17 protein-coding genes are annotated in these 21,203 nt (G+C 70.6%); 9 read left to right on the top strand and 8 right to left on the bottom strand.

Annotated elements, in window-relative coordinates; genetic code table 11:
- Positions 1-60 precede the first annotated feature (60 nt).
- Positions 61-1,026 carry a prolipoprotein diacylglyceryl transferase gene (gene lgt / locus AC1P0E_RS07915; RefSeq protein WP_482741442.1) on the top strand — a complete coding sequence of 322 codons (966 nt, stop codon included), beginning with the start codon at positions 61-63 and terminating at the stop codon, positions 1,024-1,026.
- Here lgt and AC1P0E_RS07910 read toward each other — a convergent pair.
- From AC1P0E_RS07910 to AC1P0E_RS07885, 6 genes are read right to left on the bottom strand one after another with little or no spacing between them, the layout of a single operon-like run.
- Positions 1,023-1,934, bottom strand: coding sequence for an HpcH/HpaI aldolase/citrate lyase family protein (locus tag AC1P0E_RS07910; RefSeq protein WP_482741441.1), 912 nt, complete (start codon positions 1,932-1,934; stop codon positions 1,023-1,025). The two genes, lgt and AC1P0E_RS07910, sit on opposite strands and share 4 nt — an antisense overlap.
- Positions 1,931-3,187, bottom strand: coding sequence for a CaiB/BaiF CoA transferase family protein (locus tag AC1P0E_RS07905; RefSeq protein ID WP_482741440.1), 1,257 nt, complete (start codon positions 3,185-3,187; stop codon positions 1,931-1,933). Before AC1P0E_RS07905 ends, AC1P0E_RS07910 begins: the two co-directional genes overlap by 4 nt.
- Positions 3,184-4,833, bottom strand: a complete 1,650-nt coding sequence (locus AC1P0E_RS07900) for an ADP-ribosylglycohydrolase family protein (RefSeq protein ID WP_482741439.1) — start codon at positions 4,831-4,833, stop codon at positions 3,184-3,186. The genes AC1P0E_RS07905 and AC1P0E_RS07900 overlap by 4 nt, the downstream gene beginning before the upstream one ends.
- The gene (locus tag AC1P0E_RS07895; protein WP_482741438.1) at positions 4,824-5,987 is read right to left on the bottom strand and encodes an ADP-ribosylglycohydrolase family protein; all 1,164 of its coding nucleotides are present in this window, start codon (positions 5,985-5,987) and stop codon (positions 4,824-4,826) included. Before AC1P0E_RS07895 ends, AC1P0E_RS07900 begins: the two co-directional genes overlap by 10 nt.
- Entirely contained in the window at positions 5,984-7,255 is a 1,272-nt protein-coding gene (locus tag AC1P0E_RS07890) for an ADP-ribosylglycohydrolase family protein (protein ID WP_482741437.1), read from the bottom strand. Before AC1P0E_RS07890 ends, AC1P0E_RS07895 begins: the two co-directional genes overlap by 4 nt.
- Positions 7,252-8,385, bottom strand: coding sequence for an ADP-ribosylglycohydrolase family protein (locus tag AC1P0E_RS07885; protein ID WP_482741436.1), 1,134 nt, complete (start codon positions 8,383-8,385; stop codon positions 7,252-7,254). Before AC1P0E_RS07885 ends, AC1P0E_RS07890 begins: the two co-directional genes overlap by 4 nt.
- 219 nt (positions 8,386-8,604) lie before the next feature.
- On the opposite strand from AC1P0E_RS07885, the gene AC1P0E_RS07880 reads away from it, so the two are divergent.
- From AC1P0E_RS07880 to AC1P0E_RS07860, 5 genes are all read left to right on the top strand, one after another.
- On the top strand, positions 8,605-9,336 hold the full coding sequence (locus AC1P0E_RS07880; protein ID WP_482741435.1) for a VIT1/CCC1 transporter family protein: 732 nt from the start codon (positions 8,605-8,607) through the stop codon (positions 9,334-9,336).
- A gap of 292 nt (positions 9,337-9,628) precedes the next feature.
- Positions 9,629-14,188, top strand: coding sequence for a glutamate synthase large subunit (gene gltB / locus AC1P0E_RS07875; protein ID WP_482741434.1), 4,560 nt, complete (start codon positions 9,629-9,631; stop codon positions 14,186-14,188).
- Positions 14,181-15,641, top strand: a complete 1,461-nt coding sequence (locus tag AC1P0E_RS07870; RefSeq protein ID WP_482741433.1) for a glutamate synthase subunit beta — start codon at positions 14,181-14,183, stop codon at positions 15,639-15,641. Before gltB ends, AC1P0E_RS07870 begins: the two co-directional genes overlap by 8 nt.
- A gap of 186 nt (positions 15,642-15,827) precedes the next feature.
- Positions 15,828-16,043, top strand: coding sequence for a hypothetical protein (locus tag AC1P0E_RS07865; protein WP_482741432.1), 216 nt, complete (start codon positions 15,828-15,830; stop codon positions 16,041-16,043).
- A gap of 4 nt (positions 16,044-16,047) precedes the next feature.
- The gene (locus tag AC1P0E_RS07860) at positions 16,048-17,163 is read left to right on the top strand and encodes a hypothetical protein (RefSeq protein ID WP_482741431.1); all 1,116 of its coding nucleotides are present in this window, start codon (positions 16,048-16,050) and stop codon (positions 17,161-17,163) included.
- A gap of 12 nt (positions 17,164-17,175) precedes the next feature.
- Here the strand turns inward: AC1P0E_RS07860 and AC1P0E_RS07855 are convergent, their stop codons facing one another.
- Positions 17,176-18,072, bottom strand: a complete 897-nt coding sequence (locus AC1P0E_RS07855) for a rhomboid family intramembrane serine protease (RefSeq protein ID WP_482741430.1) — start codon at positions 18,070-18,072, stop codon at positions 17,176-17,178.
- 149 nt (positions 18,073-18,221) lie between these two features.
- Entirely contained in the window at positions 18,222-18,944 is a 723-nt protein-coding gene (locus tag AC1P0E_RS07850; protein WP_482745684.1) for a glucose 1-dehydrogenase, read from the bottom strand.
- Between the two features lie 98 nt (positions 18,945-19,042).
- On the opposite strand from AC1P0E_RS07850, the gene AC1P0E_RS07845 reads away from it, so the two are divergent.
- The 3 genes from AC1P0E_RS07845 to AC1P0E_RS07835 all read left to right on the top strand — a co-directional run bounded on the left by AC1P0E_RS07845 (position 19,043) and on the right by AC1P0E_RS07835 (position 21,061).
- A complete protein-coding gene (locus AC1P0E_RS07845) occupies positions 19,043-19,678 on the top strand; it encodes a PadR family transcriptional regulator (RefSeq protein WP_482741429.1) in 636 nt (211 codons plus the stop codon).
- Between the two features lie 88 nt (positions 19,679-19,766).
- Complete coding sequence (locus AC1P0E_RS07840) at positions 19,767-20,501, top strand: VWA domain-containing protein (protein WP_482741428.1); 735 nt, start codon at positions 19,767-19,769, stop codon at positions 20,499-20,501.
- The gene (locus AC1P0E_RS07835; RefSeq protein ID WP_482741427.1) at positions 20,498-21,061 is read left to right on the top strand and encodes a HutD/Ves family protein; all 564 of its coding nucleotides are present in this window, start codon (positions 20,498-20,500) and stop codon (positions 21,059-21,061) included. The genes AC1P0E_RS07840 and AC1P0E_RS07835 overlap by 4 nt, the downstream gene beginning before the upstream one ends.
- Positions 21,062-21,203 lie beyond the last annotated feature (142 nt).

Raw genomic sequence — 21,203 nt, 5'->3', positions numbered from 1 at the left:
CCAGACGTTGCCGGGTGGGTTGCCGTACGTCCCGCCCGGCAAGGTAGCGTCGACCCTGCCATGGAACTTGCCTATATCCCCAGCCCGTCGACCGGTGTGATCGAGCTCGGACCGATCCCGCTCCGCGGCTACGCGTTCTGCATCATCATTGGCGTTTTTGTGGCCGTCTGGTACGGCAACAAGCGCTGGGTCGCCCGGGGAGGTAAAGCCGGCACGGTGGCCGACATCGCCGTGTGGGCGGTGCCGTTCGGCCTCGTCGGCGGGCGGCTCTATCACGTCATCACTGATTACCAGCTGTACTTCAGCGAGGGTCAGAACTGGGTCGACGCCTTCAAGATCTGGGAGGGCGGCCTCGGTATCTGGGGCGCCGTGGCTCTCGGCGCGGTCGGCGCCTGGATCGGCTGCCGCCGCCGCGGGATCCCGCTCCCGGCCTGGGCCGACGCGATGGCTCCCGGTCTCGCCTTCGCGCAGGCGATCGGCCGCTGGGGCAACTGGTTCAACCAGGAGCTGTACGGGCGGCCGACGGATGTGCCGTGGGCGCTCAAGATCTCCGAGGGCGTGAACCGTGAGGCGGGGACGTACCACCCGACCTTCCTGTACGAGTCGCTGTGGTGCATCGGGGCGGCGCTGGTCGTCATCTGGGCCGACCGTCGCTTCAAGCTCGGGCACGGCAGGGTCTTCGCGCTGTACGTCGCGCTGTACTGCGCGGGGCGTGGCTGGATCGAGTACATGCGGGTCGATGAGGCGCACCATGTGCTGGGGCTGCGGCTCAATGTGTGGACCTCGATCGTTGTCTTCGTGCTCGCCGTCGCGTACTTCGTGATCTCGGCGAAGGTGAGGCCGGGGCGCGAGGAGATCGTTGAGCCGGTTGCTTCGGAGAAGTCGGAGAAGGGCGACGCGGGGGGTTCGGCGGGGGGTGGCGACGGTGACGGCGCTGCCAATTCCGACGCCGGGGCCGAAGCCGATGCTGGTGCTGGTGCCGACAGCGATGCGCCGGGCAAGGCCGACGCCGAGGCCAAGGACTAGCGCGTCCGGCGGATTGTCTCCTTCGCCTGCCAGACCCGGGTCGGAAGGTTCCGCCCGGCCCCGGCCGGGAACTCCGCTCCGTCGGAAAACCGCCGGGACGCCAGGGACAGGGTTCGGTGGGCGGCCGTTACCACCGCCGCGTCTACGAAGCGGCCGTCGGGGAGCGCCAGTGCGCCCCCGTCCGTCGCTGCGGCTTTGACGATTTCCTCTGCCTGCTCGACCTCCTGCGGTGTGGGGAGGAACGCGCGCTCGATCACCGGCAGTTGGCGGGGGTGCAGCGCCGTACGGCCCAGGAAGCCCAGCGCCCGGCCCCGCGCACACGACGCCGCCAGTCCCTCCAGGTCCCGGATGTCGGGGTGCACCGACTGGACCGGCGGCTCCAGACCCGCCGCCCGTGCGGCGACCACCACCCGGCCGCGCGGCCACGCGAGCCCGGTGTCGTCCCGTACGCCCAGATCCGCACACAGGTCCGCCTCGCCGAGAGCGATGCCCCGCAGCGAGGGGTGCGCGCCGGCGATCGCGTGCGCGTACTCGATGCCGAGTGCCGATTCGAGGAGGGCGTACAGGGGGACGTCCGGCATCGTCTTCGCGACGTGGCGTACCTGGGTCGGGTCCGTGACCTTCGGGAGGCGGAGGGCCGAGAGGCCGGGCAGCCGGGCCAGGGCGTGCAGATCCGCCGTGGCGAAGGGGCTGCCGAGGGCGTTCACCCGCACGTGGACCGGGGGCGAATGGCGCTCGGTGAGCAGCTCGGCGGTCGCTGAGCGGGCGTACTCCTTGCGGTCGGGCGCGACCGCGTCCTCCAGGTCGACGATCACTACGTCGGCGCCGGACCGCAGCGCCTTGGTGACGGTTTCCGGGCGGTCACCCGGTACGTACAGCCAGGTCAGGGGCGTCAGCGGTGTTGTCATCGGGTGCCTCCGGTCGCTCGGAGCGTGGCGATCTCGGTTGCCGTGAGCCCCGCTTCGGTGAGCACCGCTTCCGTGTCGGCGTTGTGCGGGCGGCCGGCCCAGCGGATCGCGCCGGGGGTCTCCGAGAGGCGGAAGAGGACATTCTGCATGCGGAGCGGGCCGAGTTCCGGGTCCTCGATTTCGGTGATGGTGTCCAGGGCGCGGTACTGGGGGTCGGTCATGACGTCCTGTACGTCGTAGACGGGGGCGATCGCGGCTTCGGCCTTTTCGAACGCGGCGAGTGCCTCGTCCCGGGTGCGGCGGGAGATCCAGTGGCCGACCGCCTCGTCGAGTTCGTCGGCGTGCTCGGCTCGGCCGCTGCCCGTGGTGAACCACGGCTCGTCGATCAGGTCGGGGCGGCCTACCAGGTGCATCACGCGCTCGGCGACTGACTGGGCCGATGTGGAGACGGCCACCCAGGCGCCGTCGGCGGTGCGGTAGGTGTTGCGGGGGGCGTTGTTGCGGGAGCGGTTGCCGGTGCGGGGCTGGATGTAGCCGAGTTGGTCGTACCAGAGCGGGTGCGGGCCGAGGATGGTGAGGATCGGTTCGATGATGGCCATGTCGACCACCTGGCCACGGTGGGTTGTGGTGCGGGCTGTGAGCGCGGTCATTACCGCGTAGGCGGTGGCGAGGGCCGCGATGGAGTCGGCCAGGCCGAACGGGGGGAGCGTGGGCGGCCCTTCGGGCTCGCCGGTGATCGCCGCGAAACCGCTCATCGCCTCCGCGAGTGTGCCGAAGCCCGGGCGGTGCGAGTACGGGCCGAACTGGCCGAAGCCGGTGACGCGGGCCAGGACCAGGCGGGGGTTCGCCGCGCTCAGCTCGGCTGGGCCGAGGCCCCATCTCTCCAGGGTGCCCGGGCGGAAGTTCTCGATGATTACGTCTGTGGTGGCGGCGAGTCGTAGGAGGGCGTCGCGGCCGGTGGGGGCGGAGAGGTCGAGGGTGATCGTGCGCTTGTTGCGGCCCAGGAGTTTCCACCACAGGCCGATGCCGTCCTTGGACGGGCCGTGGCCTCGGGACGGGTCGGGTTTGGTGGGGTGCTCGACCTTGATCACGTCCGCGCCGAAGTCGCCGAGCATGGTGGCGGCCAGGGGGCCGGCGAAGAGGGTGGCCAGGTCCAGGACGCGGAGGCCGGTGAGGGGGTGGGGTGGCGGCGTTGGTGTTGGCGTTGGCGCTGTTTGGGGGCGGGGTGTTGTGGGTGTGGGCGGCACGGTCATGGGCGGAGTGCCTCCGTGTGAGTGAGCTGGGCCAGGGTGTCGAAGCCGATGCCGTCGAAGCCGGCGATGGAGGTGGCGAGGCGGTTGCGGAGGGGGGCGGTCCACTGGGCGGGGATGGCTTCCGGGGAGCCGGCGATGAGGCCGGCGATGCTGCCGGCGGTGGCTCCGTTGGAGTCGGTGTCCCAGCCGCCGGACACGGCCCGGCAGATCGAGGCGGCGAAGTCGCCGTCGGCGTGGGTGAGGGCGGCTGCGATCAGGGCGGCGTTCGGGAGTACGTGCACCCAGTGGTGGTGTCCGTAGGTGGCGTGGAGGTCGTCCACGACGGTGTCGAAGGCGGCTCTGGGTGCTTTGGCCGCCGTATCGATGCCGTAGCGGACTGCTTGTGCCAGGCGGGACTTCGGGGGGACGACGGTCAGGCCGGTGTGCAGGCAGTGGTGTACGTCGGTTTTGCCGGCGGCGGCTTCGGCGATGGTCGCGGCGATGAACATCGCGCCGTACACGCCGTTGGCTGTGTGGGTGAGGGTGGCGTCTCTGTGGGCCTGCTCGGCGGCGGCGGCCGGGTTGCCGGGGTTCGTCCAGCCGTGGACGTCGGCGCGGATCAGGGCGCCGATCCATTCACGGAAGGGGTTGTGGTGCGTTGCGGTGTGCGGCGGTGCCAGGCCTTGGAGGAGGTTGCGGTAGGCGATGCGTTCGGCGGTGAAGGTGCGGCCGGCGGGGAGTTCGTCGAGCCAGAGGCCGGCCAGGTGGGCGGGGGTGAAGGCCTTGGTGTGGCGTTGGAGGAGGAGCAGGTTCAGGAGGGGGTAGTTCAGGTCGTCGTCCTCGGGCATGCCGTTGATGTTCTCGGCGAGGGAGGTGGGGGCGGAGCGGCGGTTCCAGGGGTGGCGGGTGAGGAGGTCGCGGGGGACGCCCTGCGCGGTGAACCACGTTTCCAGGGGCCAGTTGCCGGTGGCGGCGGCCAGTTGGCGGATGGCGGTGAGGGGGAGCTTTTCGACCGGCTTTCCCAGGAGGCAGCCGGCTGCGCGGCCCAGCCAGGCGGCGTGCAGGCGGGTGAGGAGGGGGGCTTCGTCGGGCTCTGCGGGGCGAGTGCGGCCCGGGTTCGCGGGGGCGTTGCCCGGGTTCGCGGGGGTGCGGCCCGCGCGGTTCGCGGGGGCTTTGGGGTCGGTGCCGCGCCGGGGCGTCTCCTCGGGCGTCGAACGTTCGGGTACGTCGGGGTTCGTTGGGGTGGTTGCGTTCAACGCCCTGCGGGGAGCGCCCCTGCACGTCCCCTCCTGGCACCGCGCATGCGAGACCGGGCCCCTGCGGGCGCGTCCCGGCACGTCCCCTCCCGGCACCGTGGCTTGTTCGGCGGGGCTGGGGCGCGGGGCGGTCCGGTCGGGCCAACCCGGGCACGCTGATCTGATCGCCGGGAGGCTGGTTGGTTCTGTTGGCGGGGTGGGGAGTTGGGAGAGGTCGTTCAGGAGGCGTTCGGCCAAGGTGCGCAGGTGTGGGGGTGCGGGGGTGGGGGACGCGCCTGTGTTCGGTGGGGCCGGGGGGCCGCCTGCTGACTGCCAGCGCTTGCGGATCGTTGTCGCGTCGCGGCCGTCTTCTGCTGCCTGGCGCAGCTCGTGGGTGATCAAGTCCTCGGGCTGTACCCAGGTCAGTCGCATGGTCTGCCTGCCAGCGCTTCGAATGTGGCCTCGTGGGTGCGGCGGCGTTCCGTGTCGCGGGTGTAGATCTCGCGGGTCACGGCCGTGAGGGTGCGGGGCGGGGCGTGCAGGTCGGTTCGGCTGGCCTCCGCGACCGTTTTCGCCCAGTCGGAGGGGATCGCTGATTCGCCGTACAGAGCACCGGAGATCGCGCCACTCATCGTGGCGATCGAGTCGCAGTCGCGGCCGTAGTTGACCGAGCCCAGGACTGTGTGGCGGTAGTCGCCGCCTGCGACCAGGAGCATGCCGAGGGCGATGGGGAGTTCCTCGATGGAGTGGAGGCGGGAGGGGCGGCGGGCGGCGAGGGTCGGTTTGCGGTAGTCCGGGCCGACGGTGTCGAAGGGTGCGACGGCGTTGCGGAGGGGGGTGAGTGCGGATTCGAAGTCGTGGTGGCGGACGGCGGTTTCGGCTACTGCTTCGATTGCTGTGCGGGTGCCGTCCTTCGCCAGGGACAGGCACGTGTCGACGACTGTGGCCGGTGTGGCGCCGGGGGTGCAGGCGGCGGCTACGGCTGCGGCGAAGACGCCGGCTGCCTCGCGGCCGTACGACGACTGGTGAGCGCCGGCCACGTCGATCGCCTCGGCGTACGCCGCGGTGGGATTGCCCGCGTTGACCAGGCCGACCGGGGCCATGTACATCGCCGCGCCGCAGTTGACGATGTTGCCGGTGCCGGCTTCGCGCGGGTCCACGTGGCCGTTGTGGAGGCGGGCGACGATCCACTTCTCGGCGAGGAAGATGCGCTGGAGAGGGAGGGCCTTTGATTCCAACTCCGGGATCCAGACCGGGGATTCGATGAGTTCCGGGACGAGGTGGTCGGCGATCGCGTAGGCGTCCAGGTGGTCGCGTACGGCGTCGTACACGCGGACCAGGGCGTGGGTCATGAGTGTGTCGTCGGTGATGTGGCCGTCGCCCTTGTGGTACGGGGCGATGGGGCGCGCCGTACGCCAGTCTTCGTGGAACGGGCCGACGATGCCGTGGACGCGGCCGCCGTGCCGTTCGGAGATCTGCTCGGGGGACCAGCCTTCGACCGGGCCGCCCAGCGCGTCGCCCACGGCTGCGCCGACCAGGCTGCCGGTGACCCGGTCTTCGAGGGTCAGTGGGGGGAATGTCGTCATGTGGTGTTTCGTCCGTTCGTGGAGTGGGGGTGGAGTTGTGTCAGTTGTGCCGCCAGATCCACCAGGTCCTTGCCTGCCAGGCGGGGGAGCGCGCAGCCGACCAGGGTGCGGCAGGTGTCGCGCCAGCCGGCCGGCAGCGCGTCGCCGCCGCAGAGTGCGCCGGTCAGTGCGCCGGCGAGGGCGGGGGCGGAGTCGGCTACGCGGGACAGGCAGGCCGCCGCGGGTACGGCCTCGGTGACGCGGCCGCGGGCGGCGGTGGCGAGGGCGAGAGCGACGGGGACCGTTTCGGCGGCGGCGATGCCGTAGCTGTAGACGTGGTCGACGATCTGGTGCTCGAGGGTGGGGACCAGGGCGAAGGCTCCGCCGGGTGAGTGTGGGGAAGTGGCTTGGGCTTTACGGGCCAGGTGTACGGCGTGGGCCGCGTTGCGGCCGATCTCGGTGGCTTCCGGGAGCTGGGCCAAAGCGGCGTCCACCGCGTCGTCGACCCCGGCGCCGCCGAGGGCCGCCGCGATTGCCGCGGCCATGGCGCGGGCGCCGTGGACGCCGTCGCCGTCCTGGGTGTAGCGGGCGTCGAACTCGGCCAGCTCGGCGGCGGCGGCCGGGTCGCCGGGGTGGACGGCGGCCAGGACGGCGGCGCGGATACAGGCGGCGTCGTCGAAGTAGTGCGGGTTGTCGTGGCCGGTCGCGGGCGGGCGCAGACCGGTGGCGAGGTTGCCGAGGCCGGCGCGTACGGAGATCCGGGCGCGGAGGGGGAGTACGGCGGACTCGACCTCGGGGGCGCGGTCGGCGGCGGCGGCGACCTCGGCGGCGAGGGCGGTCCAGGCACGGTCGACGGCGGCGCGGATCTTGCCGGGGGCGGCGGCGAGGATCGTACCGGCGGTGAAGGCGGCCCACTCCGCGTCGTCGGAGGGGCCGAGGCGCAGGGGTTCGGGGGGCTGGTTCAGGGCGATGGGGACGGGGAGGGTGGTGGTGGCGTTCTGCTCGGCGAAGGTGTCGAGTTCGCGGGTGAGGCGGCGGGTCCAGTCGGGCATGCGGGCGGCGCGGTGGCGGGCGGCGGGCCATCCGGCGGCGTCCCCTGCGGCCAGCCCGAGGAGGAGCCCTTCGATCCGGCGCGGACCCGCCGCAGGCGTAGGGGTTGGGGTTGCGGTTGGGGTTGGGGTGAATGTGGGCGGGGCTGCTACTGCCAGTGCGACTCCGGCTCGTGGGGGTGGGTCCGCTTCGGTTTCGGGGCTCGGACCGGCTCCGCTCCCGGCCTCGCGCGGGGTCATGAGGCTGCCCGGAGCGTGTGGACGCTCGTGCCTGCGGTTCCGCCGCGTGAGGGCGTGGTGCCCGCAGTGCTGCCCGGTGAGGGGGTGGCCCCCCTGGTGGGGCCGTCGTGCCAAGGCGGGTCGTCGTCCGGGGTCAGTAGGTCCGCCACGTCCAGGACGTGGTGGTTTCGCATCGACGGGAGGCAGCTGCCTCGCGCCGGGGCGATCACCGCCGCCCAGGCCGGGGGGATCGCCCCCGCGCCGCACAGGGCGCCGGCCAGGGCGCCTGCCACCGCTGCCGTGGTGTCCGCGTCGCGGCCCATGTTGACCGCCGTCAGGACTGCGGTGGTGAAGTCGCCGCGGGACGCCGCGAACGCGCCGAAGGCCAGGCCCACCGCCTCCGGGGCCAGGTCCGTCCAGGGGTAGCCGCCGATCACCACCGCCGAGCGCACCGCGCGTTCGCCCTGCGGTGCCGCGGCCACCGCGCGGCGCAGGGAGCGGGCTGTCCAGGAGTCGGACGGGATGACGGAGAGCGCCGCGGCGGTGATCGCTGAAGGGGTGCCGCCCGTCATGGCCACCGCCACGCCCGCCGCCACCGCCTGGCCACCGTAGATGCCTTCGCCCTCGTGACTCACGCAGCCGTCGATCGCCACCAGCCGCGCCGCCTCCGCCGGGCGGCCCGCCGCGAAGACGCCGAACGGGGCGGCGCGCATCGCCAGGCCGTCGCTCCACGCGTGGCGGTGCTGGGCGGAGATGGGGGCGGCCAGGCCCCGGCGGAGGTTTTCCAGCGTGCCGCGCTCGCTGAAGCCCGCGCCACGGAATGGGCCTTCGTCCAGGTCGGCGATCCACAGGTGCCAGGCGTTCTCGACGTGGGCCACGGTGAGCGCCGAGCCGTGGCGGGCCAGGAGGAGGCCCGAGAAGATCGCGTACTCCGTGTCGTCCGTACCGGCGGGGTCGGAGGACACGAAGCCTTCGATACGGCCCCAACGGCGGCGGATCTCGGAGGGTTTCATGTTCTCCGCAGGGGCCCCGAGCGCGTCGCCCACCGCCAGGCCGAGCAGGGCGCCCCGCCCCCTGTCGCGGAGCGCGCGAACGGCGTGAAGTTCGCGCAGGGCCTGCAGCGCGCGGCCGTGATCGGTGCGGGATTGCATGCAATCAACTCCCTGGGCTCGTTCCTGGATCTGTGCCACGCGAGGGCCCGGCAAAGGCTCCGAAACGTCAGCGTCACCCGGTCGGCGTGGGGTCTGAGCTGCAGGTAAGTACGGCCTGCCTTGCTGGCGGGGCGTTTGAATCGTGCGTACTTTCGATGGTGTTGAGGGGGTGGAGGGGCCGCGGACGGCCCCGCCTCCGGCGAGAGGGGAACTGGCGACATGGCCATCATCGAGACCGAGGCGACGCTCCACGAGGCGCACCGCGACAACCACACGCACCGTGACGTCAATGGGGGTTGGCTGCGCCCGGCGGTCTTCGGGGCCATGGACGGTCTGGTGTCCAACCTGGCGCTGATGACCGGGGTGGCCGGTGGGTCGGTGGGGCAGCAGACGATCGTCATCACCGGGCTTGCGGGGCTTGCCGCCGGCGCCTTCTCCATGGCGGCCGGTGAATACACCTCCGTGGCCTCGCAGCGCGAGCTCGTCGAAGCCGAACTCGATGTTGAGCGGATGGAGTTGCGGAAGCATCCCAAGGACGAGCTGGAGGAGCTCGCCGCGCTCTACGAGTCGCGGGGGGTGGAGGCGCGGCTGGCGCGTGAGGTCGCCACGCAGTTGTCCCGGGACCCCGAGCAGGCGCTGGAGATCCACGCGCGCGAGGAGCTCGGTATCGATCCGGGGGACCTTCCCTCACCCCTGGTCGCCGCCGTATCGTCGTTCGGGGCGTTCGCGCTGGGTGCTTTGTTGCCCGTACTGCCTTATCTGCTCGGGGCCTCGACGATGTGGCCCGCGGTGCTGCTGGCGCTCGTCGGGCTGTTCGCCTGCGGGGCGCTCGTGGCGAGGGTGACGGCGCGGTCCTGGTGGTTCAGTGGACTGAGGCAGCTGGCGCTGGGCGGGGCCGCGGCAGGTGTGACGTACGCCCTCGGCGCTCTGTTCGGAACCGCCATAGGGTGAGATGCTATGCGGGGCTCCACATAAGTAATCTGTTACTCGGTGGTTTCGTCTTCGCAACCACCGGGCAAGAGCCCTCGACACCGCAGGCAATGAAGCCTGCTCTGTGACGACCGGATGTTTGTCGGTCCGTCCGCCTTTGAGTCACCTGCACCGCTATGAGCGGTGTCCGCATGCTGGAATGCGCTATCCACTTCGCGAGAAGCCAGCCATCATGTAACCTGCACGAAATTTCGCGGAGGGCCAACGTCGTCCCTCGGTAGTTGCATATGCCACGACGACGACGGGAGTGCCAATGCGTTCCGACGCCTGGTCGCCCATGGACGGTCGCCCCGCCCAGCAGGGGATGTACGACCCCCGTAACGAGCACGACGCCTGTGGCGTCGGCTTTGTGGCCACCCTTACCGGTGTGGCCAGCCATGAGCTGGTCGAGCAGGCGCTGACCGTACTGCGCAACCTCGAACACCGCGGTGCCACAGGATCCGAGCCCGACTCCGGCGACGGCGCCGGAATCCTGCTCCAGGTTCCCGACGCCTTCCTGCGCGAGGTCACCGAGTTCGACCTTCCGGAGGCCGGGGCGTACGCCGTCGGTATTGGTTTCCTCCCCGCAGACGGCTCCGCACAGGCCGTCTCCGAGATCGAGACCATCGCCGCCGAAGAGGGCCTTGAGGTCCTGGGGTGGCGTGAGGTTCCCGTCACGCCGTCGCTGCTCGGCAACGGGGCGCGTGCCACCATGCCCGCCTTCGCCCAGATCTTCGTGGCGGACGGTACGTCGACGGGTCTTGAGCTCGACCGCAAGGCCTTCGTGCTGCGCAAGCGCGCCGAGCGTGAGGCCGGTGTCTACTTCCCGTCGCTCTCCGCACGGACGATCGTCTACAAGGGCATGCTCACCACCGGCCAGCTCGAGCCGTTCTTCCCGGACCTGTCCGACCGGCGCTTCGCGACGACTGTGGCCCTTGTCCATTCGCGGTTCTCGACGAACACCTTCCCCAGCTGGCCGCTCGCCCACCCGTACCGCTTCGTCGCGCACAACGGCGAGATCAACACGGTCAAGGGCAACCGGAACTGGATGAAGGCCCGTGAGTCCCAGCTCGCGTCCGACCTGTTCGGTGCGGACAAGCTGGAGCGGATCTTCCCCGTCTGTACGCCCGACGCCTCCGACTCCGCGTCCTTCGACGAGGTACTGGAGCTGCTGCACCTCGGTGGGCGCTCGCTGCCGCACGCCGTGCTGATGATGGTCCCCGAGGCGTGGGAGAACCACGACTCGATGGACCCGGCCCGGCGGGCCTTTTACCAGTACCACGCCACGATGATGGAGCCCTGGGACGGCCCGGCCTGCGTCACCTTCACCGACGGCACCCAGGTCGGCGCCGTACTCGACCGCAACGGTCTGCGTCCCGGTCGCTACTGGGTGACCGATGACGGGCTTGTCGTGCTGTCGTCCGAGGTGGGCGTGCTGGACATCGACCCGGCGAAGGTTGTCCGCAAGGGGCGCCTGCAGCCCGGCAAGATGTTCCTCGTCGACACCGCCGAGCACCGGATCATCGAGGACGACGAGATCAAGGCCGGTCTCGCGGCCGAGGCTCCGTACCAGGAGTGGCTGGAAGCCGGCGAGATCGAGCTGGAGGACCTGCCCGAGCGTGAGCACATCGTGCACACGCATGCGTCGGTCACTCGCAGGCAGCAGACCTTCGGGTACACCGAGGAAGAGCTGCGCGTCATCCTCGCGCCGATGGCTCGTACGGGCGGCGAACCGCTCGGGTCCATGGGTACGGACTCGCCCATCGCGGCACTGTCCGAGCGGCCCCGGCTGCTCTTCGACTACTTCACCCAGCTCTTCGCGCAGGTCACCAACCCGCCGCTGGACGCCATCCGCGAGGAGCTCGTCACCTCGCTGCGCTCCTCGCTCGGCCCGCAGGGCAACATCCTGGAGCCGACCGCCGCGACCTGCCGCAATGTCACGCTGCCGTTCCCGGTGATCGACAACGACGAGCTGGCCAAGCTCATACACATCAACGCCGACGGCGACATGCCGGGCCTGACGGCCGCCACGCTGTCCGGTCTTTACCGCGTCAGCGGTGGCGGGGACGCCCTGGCCGCCCGTATCGAGGAGATCTGCGTCGAGGCCGACGCCGCCATCGAGGCCGGCGCCCGCCTGATCGTGCTCTCCGACCGGCACTCGGACGCCGAGCACGCGCCGATCCCGTCGCTGCTGCTGACTTCCGCTGTGCACCACCACCTGATCCTTACGAAGCAGCGCACCCAGGTGGGGCTGCTCGTCGAGGCCGGCGATGTGCGCGAGGTGCACCATGTCGCGCTGCTCATCGGCTTCGGTGCGGCCGCCGTCAACCCGTACCTCGCGATGGAGTCCGTGGAGGACCTCGTCCGCGCCGGTACGTTCATCGAGGGCGCCGAGCCCGAGCAGGCCATCCGGAATCTGATCTACGCGCTCGGCAAGGGCGTCCTGAAGGTCATGTCGAAGATGGGCATCTCGACCGTCGCCTCCTACCGGGGCGCGCAGGTCTTCGAGGCTGTCGGTCTGGACGAGGCCTTCGTCGAGAGGTACTTCAACGGTACGGCGACCAAGATCGGCGGCGCGGGTCTCGATGTGATCGCCAAGGAGGTCGCCGCCCGGCACGCCAAGGGCTACCCCGCCTCCGGTGTTCCCTCCGCGCACCGCGCGCTGGAGATCGGCGGCGAGTACCAGTGGCGGCGCGAAGGTGAGCCGCACCTGTTCGACCCGGAGACGGTCTTCCGCCTCCAGCACGCCACGCGTGGCCGCCGGTACGACATCTTCAAGCAGTACACGGAGCGCGTGAACGAGCAGTCCGAGCGGCTGATGACGCTGCGTGGGCTGTTCGGGTTCAAGAGCGGTCGCGAGGCTATTTCGATCGATGAGGTCGAGCCGGTCTCCGAGATCGTCAAGCGCTTCTCCACCGGCGCCATGTCGTACGGCTCCATCTCGCAGGAAGCGCACGAGACGCTTGCCATCGCCATGAACCAGCTGGGCGGCAAGTCCAACACCGGTGAGGGCGGCGAGGACGCCGAGCGGCTGTACGACCCGGCGCGGCGCTCCAGCATCAAGCAGGTCGCTTCCGGGCGATTCGGTGTGACGAGCGAATACCTCGTCAACGCCGACGACATCCAGATCAAGATGGCGCAGGGCGCGAAGCCCGGTGAGGGCGGTCAGCTGCCCGGTCACAAGGTCTACCCGTGGGTGGCCAAGACCCGGCACTCGACGCCGGGTGTGGGGCTCATCTCGCCGCCGCCGCACCACGACATCTACTCGATCGAGGACCTGGCTCAGCTGATCCACGACCTCAAGAACGCCAACCCGGCCGCGCGTATCCACGTGAAGCTGGTGTCGGAGGTCGGGGTCGGCACGGTCGCTGCTGGTGTGTCCAAGGCGCACGCCGATGTGGTGCTGATCTCGGGCCATGATGGTGGTACAGGTGCTTCTCCGCTTACTTCGCTGAAGCACGCGGGCGGGCCGTGGGAGCTCGGGCTCGCCGAGACCCAGCAGACGCTGCTGCTCAACGGGCTGCGCGACCGTATCGTCGTCCAGACCGACGGCCAGCTGAAGACCGGCCGCGACGTCATCATCGCCGCGCTGCTCGGCGCCGAGGAGTTCGGTTTCGCGACCGCGCCGCTCGTCGTCTCCGGCTGCGTCATGATGCGCGTCTGCCACCTGGACACCTGCCCGGTCGGCATCGCCACGCAGAACCCCGTTCTGCGCGAGCGGTTCTCCGGCAAGGCCGAGTACATCGTGAACTTCTTCCAGTTCATCGCCGAGGAAGTGCGCGAGCTGCTGGCCGAGCTCGGTTTCCGTACGCTCGAAGAGGCCGTCGGCCACGCCGAGCTGCTCGACACCGACGCGGCCGTGGACCACTGGAAGGCGCAGGGTCTCGACCTGAAGCCGCTCTTCTACGTGCCCGAGCTGCCGGAAGGCGCTGTGCGCCACCAGATCACGACCCAGGACCACGCGCTGGAGAAGGCGCTCGACAACGAGCTGATCAAGCTCGCCGCCGACGCCCTGGCCGTGGACAGCGCCGAGGCCGCAGGGCCGGTGCGCGCGCAGGTCGCGATCCGCAACATCAACCGGACCGTCGGCACGATGCTCGGTCACGAGGTGACGAAGAAGTTCGGCGGGGCCGGTCTGCCCGACGACACCATCGACATCACCTTCACGGGATCGGCGGGCCAGTCCTTCGGTGCTTTCGTGCCGCGCGGTGTCACGCTGCGGCTCGAAGGCGACGCCAACGACTATGTGGGCAAGGGGCTTTCGGGCGGCCGGATCGTGGTCCGGCCGGACCGGGGCGCCGACCACCTCGCCGAGTACTCGACGATCGCGGGCAACACGATCGCTTACGGCGCGACGGGGGGCGAGCTCTTCCTGCGGGGCAGGACGGGCGAGCGCTTCTGCGTCCGTAACTCCGGCGCCACGGTCGTCTCCGAGGGCGTGGGCGACCACGGCTGCGAGTACATGACCGGCGGTCGCGCGGTGGTGCTGGGCGAGACCGGGCGCAACTTCGCGGCCGGCATGTCCGGCGGTGTCGCGTACGTCATCGACCTCGACCCGGACAACGTCAACTCCGGCAACGCCGGGGCGGTCGAGGCGCTCGACGACGCCGACAAGCTGTGGCTGCACGATGTGGTGCGCCGCCATGAGGAGGAGACCGGTTCGACGGTCGCTTCCAAGCTGCTGGCCGAGTGGGACACCGCCGTGGCCCGCTTCAGCAAGATCATCCCGTCCACGTACAAGGCAGTGCTCGCCGCCAAGGACGCCGCTGAGCTCGCCGGTCTCTCCGAGCAGGAGACCACCGAGAAGATGATGGAGGCGGCGACCAATGGCTGACCCCAAGGGCTTCCTGACCACCGGCCGCGAGGTCGCCAAGACCCGTCCCGCCGGTGAGCGCGTCAAGGACTGGAACGAGGTCTACGTTCCCGGCTCCCTGCTGCCGATCATCAGCAAGCAGGCCGGGCGCTGCATGGACTGCGGCATTCCGTTCTGTCACAACGGCTGTCCGCTGGGGAATCTGATTCCCGAGTGGAACGACTACGCCTACCGCGAGGACTGGGCGGCGGCGAGCGAGCGGCTGCACGCGACGAACAACTTCCCGGAGTTCACCGGGCGGCTGTGCCCGGCTCCGTGCGAGTCGGCGTGCGTGCTCGGCATCAACCAGCCGGCCGTGACCATCAAGAACGTCGAGGTCTCGATCATCGACAAGGCGTGGGGCAACGGCGACGTCACGCCGCAGCCGCCGGAGCGTCTGTCGGGCAAGACTGTTGCCGTCATCGGCTCGGGGCCTGCCGGTCTCGCAGCGGCTCAGCAGCTGACGCGGGCCGGTCACACCGTCGCTGTGTACGAGCGCGCCGACCGCATCGGCGGGCTGCTGCGCTACGGCATCCCCGAGTTCAAGATGGAGAAGGTGCACATCAACCGCCGCATCGAGCAGATGCGCGCGGAGGGCACCAAGTTCCGTACGGAGGTGGAGATCGGCCGCGACATCGACGCCGCGAAGCTGCGGCGCCGGTACGACGCGGTGGTCATCGCCGCCGGCGCGACGGTCTCCCGCGACCTGCCCGTCCCGGGCCGCGAGCTGAACGGCATCCACTTCGCGATGGAGTACCTGCCGCTCGCCAACAAGGTGCAGGAGGGCGACCTGACGGTCTCCCCGATCACCGCCGAGGGCAAGCACGTCGTGGTCATCGGCGGCGGCGACACCGGCGCGGACTGCGTGGGCACCGCCCACCGCCAGGGCGCGGCCTCCGTCACGCAGCTGGAGATCATGCCGAAGCCGGGCGAGGACCGTAACGCCAACCAGCCGTGGCCGACCTTCCCGATGCTCTACAAGGTCACCTCCGCGCACGAGGAGGGCGGCGAGCGGGTCTACTCCGTCTCCACCACCCACTTCGAGGGCGACGAGGACGGCAACGTCCAGTTCCTGCACCTCGTCGAGGTGGAGTTCAAGGACGGCAAGCTGGAGCAGAAGCCGGGCACGGAGCGCAAGATCCCCGCTCAGCTCGTCACGCTGGCGATGGGCTTCACCGGCACGGACCAGGAGAACGGTCTGGTCCAGCAGTTCGGCCTGGAGCTCGACGCGCGCGGCAACGTGGCGCGCGACGGCGACTACGCTACGAACGTCGGCGGCGTCTTCGTCGCCGGTGACGCGGGTCGCGGTCAGTCGCTCATCGTGTGGGCGATCGCCGAGGGGCGGTCGGCCGCTCGCGGTGTGGACCGGTTCCTGACGGGGGCCAGCGAGCTGCCTGCCCCGGTGAAGCCGACGGACCGTGCACTGACTGTCTGACGTACGCCCCCCCAAAAGACGTCCCGTACAACGGCGTACGGAACTGAACGCGGCGCCTGCCCTGTCCCCGACCGGACATTGGGTGGGCGCCGCGGCGCGTTGTCCGACGGCCGCGCTCTTCGCGCGGAGTCGAGGTCCAGCGCCATCTATTGACTAAAAGTCAATTGCGCTCCAGTGTGTCGGGGCATGACAGCGCTGACAGAACTGACCACGGAACTGGGCGGGGCACAGCCGCCCCCGAGTGTCGTCCGGCTGGAGGACAGCCAACTCGCGCGACTGGCCGACGCGTTGCGCCGCGAGCGCGAGAAGCGGGCTTCCGGGCTCGGCGACGCGGCGGAGGAAGCCCTGGGGCTCGTCCCCGCCCTGGCCCGTGGCCCCGTACGCCGCATCCTCTTCAAGTGAGCCGGTGATCTCCGACATGGACAAGCTCCGCAACAGGGCCGAGACCGAGAAGATCGCCGCACTCGTCGGCGAGGCCCCCGAGCGCCTCGCCTTCCTGCGCACCCTCCCCGCCGACGACGTACGCCGCCTGCGCGAACAGGCCGTCGCCTCGCTGTTCGACCGTACGCCCGAGATGCTCGACCGGATCGCGAAAGCCACCAAGCTCGTCCCGGCCGGTGTCGCCGCCGCCATCTCGCAGAAGGCGCTCGGGCCGCGCCTCGCCGCAGCCGTGGCGGGCAAGCTCGAACCGCCGCGCGCCGCGGACATTATCGAGAAGCTGCCGGTGTCCTTCACCGCAGAGTCCTGCGCGCATCTCGACCCGCGCCGCATCCCGGGCATCGTCGACCGGCTGGACGAGGACCTGCTCGTACGGATCGCCGTCACCCTCGCGGAACGCGGCGACCACCTCACCATGGGCCGCTTCGTCGGCCACCTGCGCGACTCGGCGCTGGAGCGGATCCTGCCGCAGGTGCCCGACGACGTGGTACTGCGCACCGGCTTCGCCATCGACATGCCGGAGCGCCTCGGCCGGATCGTCGAGCTGATGGGCGAGGAGCGGCTCGCCGCCGTCATCGCCTCGGCGGCCGAGAGCGGGCTGTGGCCCGAGGCGCTCGCCGTCGCCGGCATGGTCCCGGACGCGCAGCGCGGCCGCATCGCCTCGCTCGCGGCCGCGCAGCCCGAGGAGCGGCTCGACCCGCTGGTGCGGGTGGTGGCGGAGCAGGACCTGTGGGAGTCGCTGCTGCCGCTCGTCGCCCTGCTGGGGGAGGAGGAGCGGCGGGCGGTCGCGGGTCTGCCGTCGCTGCGCTCGGCCGACGTACTGGGACAGGTCGTACGGGCGGTGGTGGCGACGGGGCTGTGGGCGGAGTTCCTGCCGCTGGTGGACGTGCTGCCCGCCGAGTCCCGCAGGACGGTCGCGGACGCGGCGGCGAGCCTCGCGGACGGCGAGCTGGACGCGCTCGCCCGCGAGGTCGACAAGCGTGACCTGTGGGAACTGGTGCTGCCGCTGGTGGAGTTGATGGACGACACCGGAAAGCAGCGGATCTTCGAGCTGCCCGCCTTCCAGGAGCAGGCCGGCTGGTGAGGTGCGTGCCGGTCAGGCGACGAAGGAGGTGAGCGCCGAGGTCTTCATCAGTACGAGCGCGACCAGCAGCACCAGCACCCCGGCGCCCGCGGCCACCTGGATCGCGGTGCGGTTCTTGCGGGGCGCGTACGCCAGGGCCAGGCTGACCAGGCCGCCGGTGAGCAGGCCGCCCAGGTGGGCCTGCCAGGAGGCGAACAGGGCGGAGACCACCATCCAGATCATGAGGCCCGCCATGAAGCGGTTGACGGCCCGCATGTCGCGGCCCAGGCGGCGGCAGATCACGTAGTACGACGCGGAGACGCCGAAGATCGCGCCCGAGGCCCCCACGACGATGGTGTGCGGCGCGATCAGATAGACCAGTACCGAACCGCCGAGCGCGGACAGCAGGTAGAGACCGGCGTAGCGCGCCCGGCCGAGCTGGTCCTCGACCGTCCTGCCCACGTTCCAGAGGCAGAACATGTTCATGATGATGTGCATCACCCCGAAGCTGCCGCCGGTCGGGGGCAGGTGGAGAAACGCTCCGGTGAACAGCCGGTACCACTCGCCCTCGGCCACCCCGACGACGGTCGGGACGGGGTAGACGCCGCCCTCGGGGCCCAGCAGGCCCCAGCCGAGCATGCCGAACCGCTCGACGAGGTCGGGGCGCGCCAGTTCACCGAGGTAGGCGAGGACGTTCAGCGCGATCAGGGTGTACGTCACCACCGGCGCGGCCGCCCCGGCCACCGCGCCGCCGAAGACCGTACGGGCCTGGCGTACGGACTTGTGGCCTTCCCTCACGCACTCGGGGCACTGGTGTCCGACGGCCGCCTCGCGCATGCAGTCGGGGCAGATGAACCGCTCGCAGCGCGTGCAGCTCACGTACGTCTCGTACTTGGGGTGGCGGTAACACGTCGTGACAGCGGCTTCCACGGCCGGCTCCTAGGACTTCTGGGCTAACGGGGGAGAGCCGGTGGGGGTCGGCGCCGATCAAGATAACGCACGGATCGGGACCGGGCGGTCGGTGGTGGTGCCGGCGGCGTCGCGCCGGCGCCGGCCGCCGGGCGCCAGTCACCCCGTCGTCACCCCGTCGTCGCCCCGCCGTCCACTGTGAGCTCGGCGCCGGTGATGTAGGAGGACGCGTCCGACACGAGGAAGCGGACGAGTTCGCCGACCTCCTCGGGCCGCCCCATCCGCCCGAGCGGCAGATGCGACCAGTCCCGGTCCGCGACCGAAGACACCATGGGGGTGTCGATGGCGCCCGGGTGGACGGAGTTGACACGGATCCTGTACGGCGCGAGGTCCAGCGCGCAGGAGCGGGTCAGCCCGCGCAGGCCGAACTTCGTGGACCCGTACGCCGCATGGCCGGGGATGCCGACCAGGCCGGCCGTCGAGGAGACGTTCACGACCGAGCCGCCGCCGGCTTCCTTCATCGCGGGGACGACGGCCTGGATGCCGAGGAACGGGCCGAGGAGGTTGACCCGTACCAGAGCCTCGAAGTTCTCGACGGTCTCGTTCTCCACGGACGCGGTGCGCCACAGGGCGGCGTTGTTCACGAGGGCGTCCATCCGGCCGTACGCGGCGAGCGCGGCCGAGACCGTCTCGGCCCAGCTCTCCTGCGACGACACGTCATGACGTACGAACAGGCCTTGTTTGCCGAGGCCTTTCGCGACCTCCCGGCCCTCTTCCTCCCGTACGTCGGTGACGACCACGCGCGCGCCGGCCTCGGCGAGGAGCCGGGCCGCGGCCGCGCCCTGGCCGCGGCCCGCGCCCGTGATGACGACGACCTTGCCGTCCAGCGAGATGACGCTCACTTGCCCCCCAGTGGCCGCCTGCGCAGTGGGCTATGCCTAATGGAAATACTCCTATCAGGCATACAGCTCAGAGGGGAAGGGCAGCCGTCATGTCCGCCCGTAGACTGCGGCCCGTGACGAAGAAGGAGCAGGGGAGGGAAGAGGAGCGGCCCGCGCTGCCGGCGACGAGCTGGGCCGTGCTCGGACTGCTGTCCTTCGGTGCGGAGCTGTCCGGTTACGACCTCAAGAAGTGGTCGGACGAGTCGCTGCGCTTCTTTTACTGGAGCCCGTCGTTCAGCCAGATCTACAGCGAGCTGAAGCGGCTGGAGAACGCCGGATTCGCGACCTCGCGCATGGTCGCCCAGGACACCGGCACCCGCGACAAGCGCGTGTACAGGATCACCGGCGAGGGCATGGACGCCGTACGCACCTGGGCGCGCGAGGCCCCCGTCGACCCGCCGGTGCTCAAGCACGGGCCGATGCTGCGGCTCTGGCTCGGCCATCTCCTCGAGCCCGAGCAGATGCGCGAAGTACTCGCACAGCACAGGGAGTTCGCGCAGGAGATGCGCCGGCGCGCGCTTACGGACATCGAGAGTGCGAAGGGGGAGGCGGCGTGGGCCTATCCCACACTCACCCTCAAGTGGGCTGAGCGGTACTACGCCTCCCAGCGGGACCTGGCCGACGCCATGCTGGCGGACATCGAGGAGCTGGAAGCGCCGGAACGCGGGCGTGGAACGCAGCCGTAGAGAGGGCGTCTCGGTGCCGTAGCCTCAGCAGGCCTGCTGAGGCTGCCGGTTCGCGTCGGCTTCTCAGCCCCGTGCCCCATAACCCCGTATGAAACGGAGACCTCTCGTGGCGATAGACCTCCACAAGGTCGAGGAGACCGCGCCCGCGCTCGTCAGCTTCTACAAGAGCGCAGGGGTCTCGCTGCGGAAACACGGGCTGAGCGGGCAGCGCGCGGCCGTCTACCTGGTTCTCGACTACTCGGGCTCGATGAGGCCGTACTACCAGGACGGCAGCGTGCAGGCGCTCGCCGACCGGGTGCTCGGGCTCTCGGCCAATCTCGACGACGACGGCAGTGTGCCCCTCGTCTTCTTCTCGACGGACGTCGACGCGATCACGGACATCGCCCTCGACAACCACCAGGGCCGGATCGACAAGATCGTCGCCGGGCTCGGCCACATGGGCAAGACCAGCTACCACCTGGCCATGGACGCGGTGATCGACCACTATCTCGACAGCGGATCGACCGCGCCCGCACTGGTCGTCTTCCAGACCGACGGCGGCCCGATCAACAAGCTCGCGGCGGAGCGGTACGTCTGCAAGGCCGCGAAGCTGCCGCTGTTCTGGCAGTTCGTGGGCTTCGGCAACACGCGCAGCACGCAGTTCGACTTCCTGCGCAAGCTCGACGAGCTGGCCGTCCCGGCGAGGCGTCCGGTCGACAACGCGGGCTACTTCCACGCCGGGCTGGATCCGCGCCAGGTCTCGGACGCGGAGCTGTACGACCAGGTGGTGCGCGAGTTCCCCCTCTGGCTGGCGGCGGCGCGCGCGCAGGGCATCGTGCGATGACGGTGAGGGTGCTGCGGGCGGCCGACCGCGAGGCCGTGGCGTGGAAGAACGGCGGCGGGATCACCCGCGAGGTCGTGGCTTCCCCCGACGGCGCCGGGATGGCCGGCTTCGACTGGCGGATCAGCCTCGCGGAGGTCGAGAAGGACGGGCCGTTCTCGGGGTTCCCCGAGGTGGACCGGATCCTGACGATGGCCGAAGGCGCGGGGATGGATCTCACGGTGGGCGGGGCGCGGCGCCTTGTCGACGAGTGTTACGTCCCGCAGGACTTCCCCGGGGACGCCGCCACCGACTGCCGGCTGCTCGACGGCCGGGTCGTGAACCTCAACGTCATGTACCGCAGGGGCCGCACAGCCGCGCGGGTCGGCGTGCTGCGCGGCAGCCTGAACGTCGCGGTCCCGCCCGGCGGAGCGGTGGTGATCGTCGCACTCGACGGGAGCGCGTCGTTCGCCGGCAACTCCCTTGACCGGTACGACGCCGTGGTGACCGGATCACCGGGCGCCCTGTCCGCCCAGGGGCACGCGGCGGTCGTCACCCTCACCCTTGCCCTCGCGAGCGGCTGAGCCGCGGCCGCATCCGGGCCCCCGGCGGCCGCGTTGAAAGTGGGCGAGGGGGTCGGCGCAGTCCAGCCCCCCCGCACGGAAGTTCGGCGATCATGCGGCGGACCCTATCGCCGGGAGGATTCCGATACCCGACAAGAGGTGT

This window comes from Streptomyces sp. TRD_SC_5, assembly GCF_056836825.1.
The sequence above is the reverse complement of the archived record's forward strand: the minus strand, read 5'-3'. Positions and strand labels throughout refer to the sequence as shown.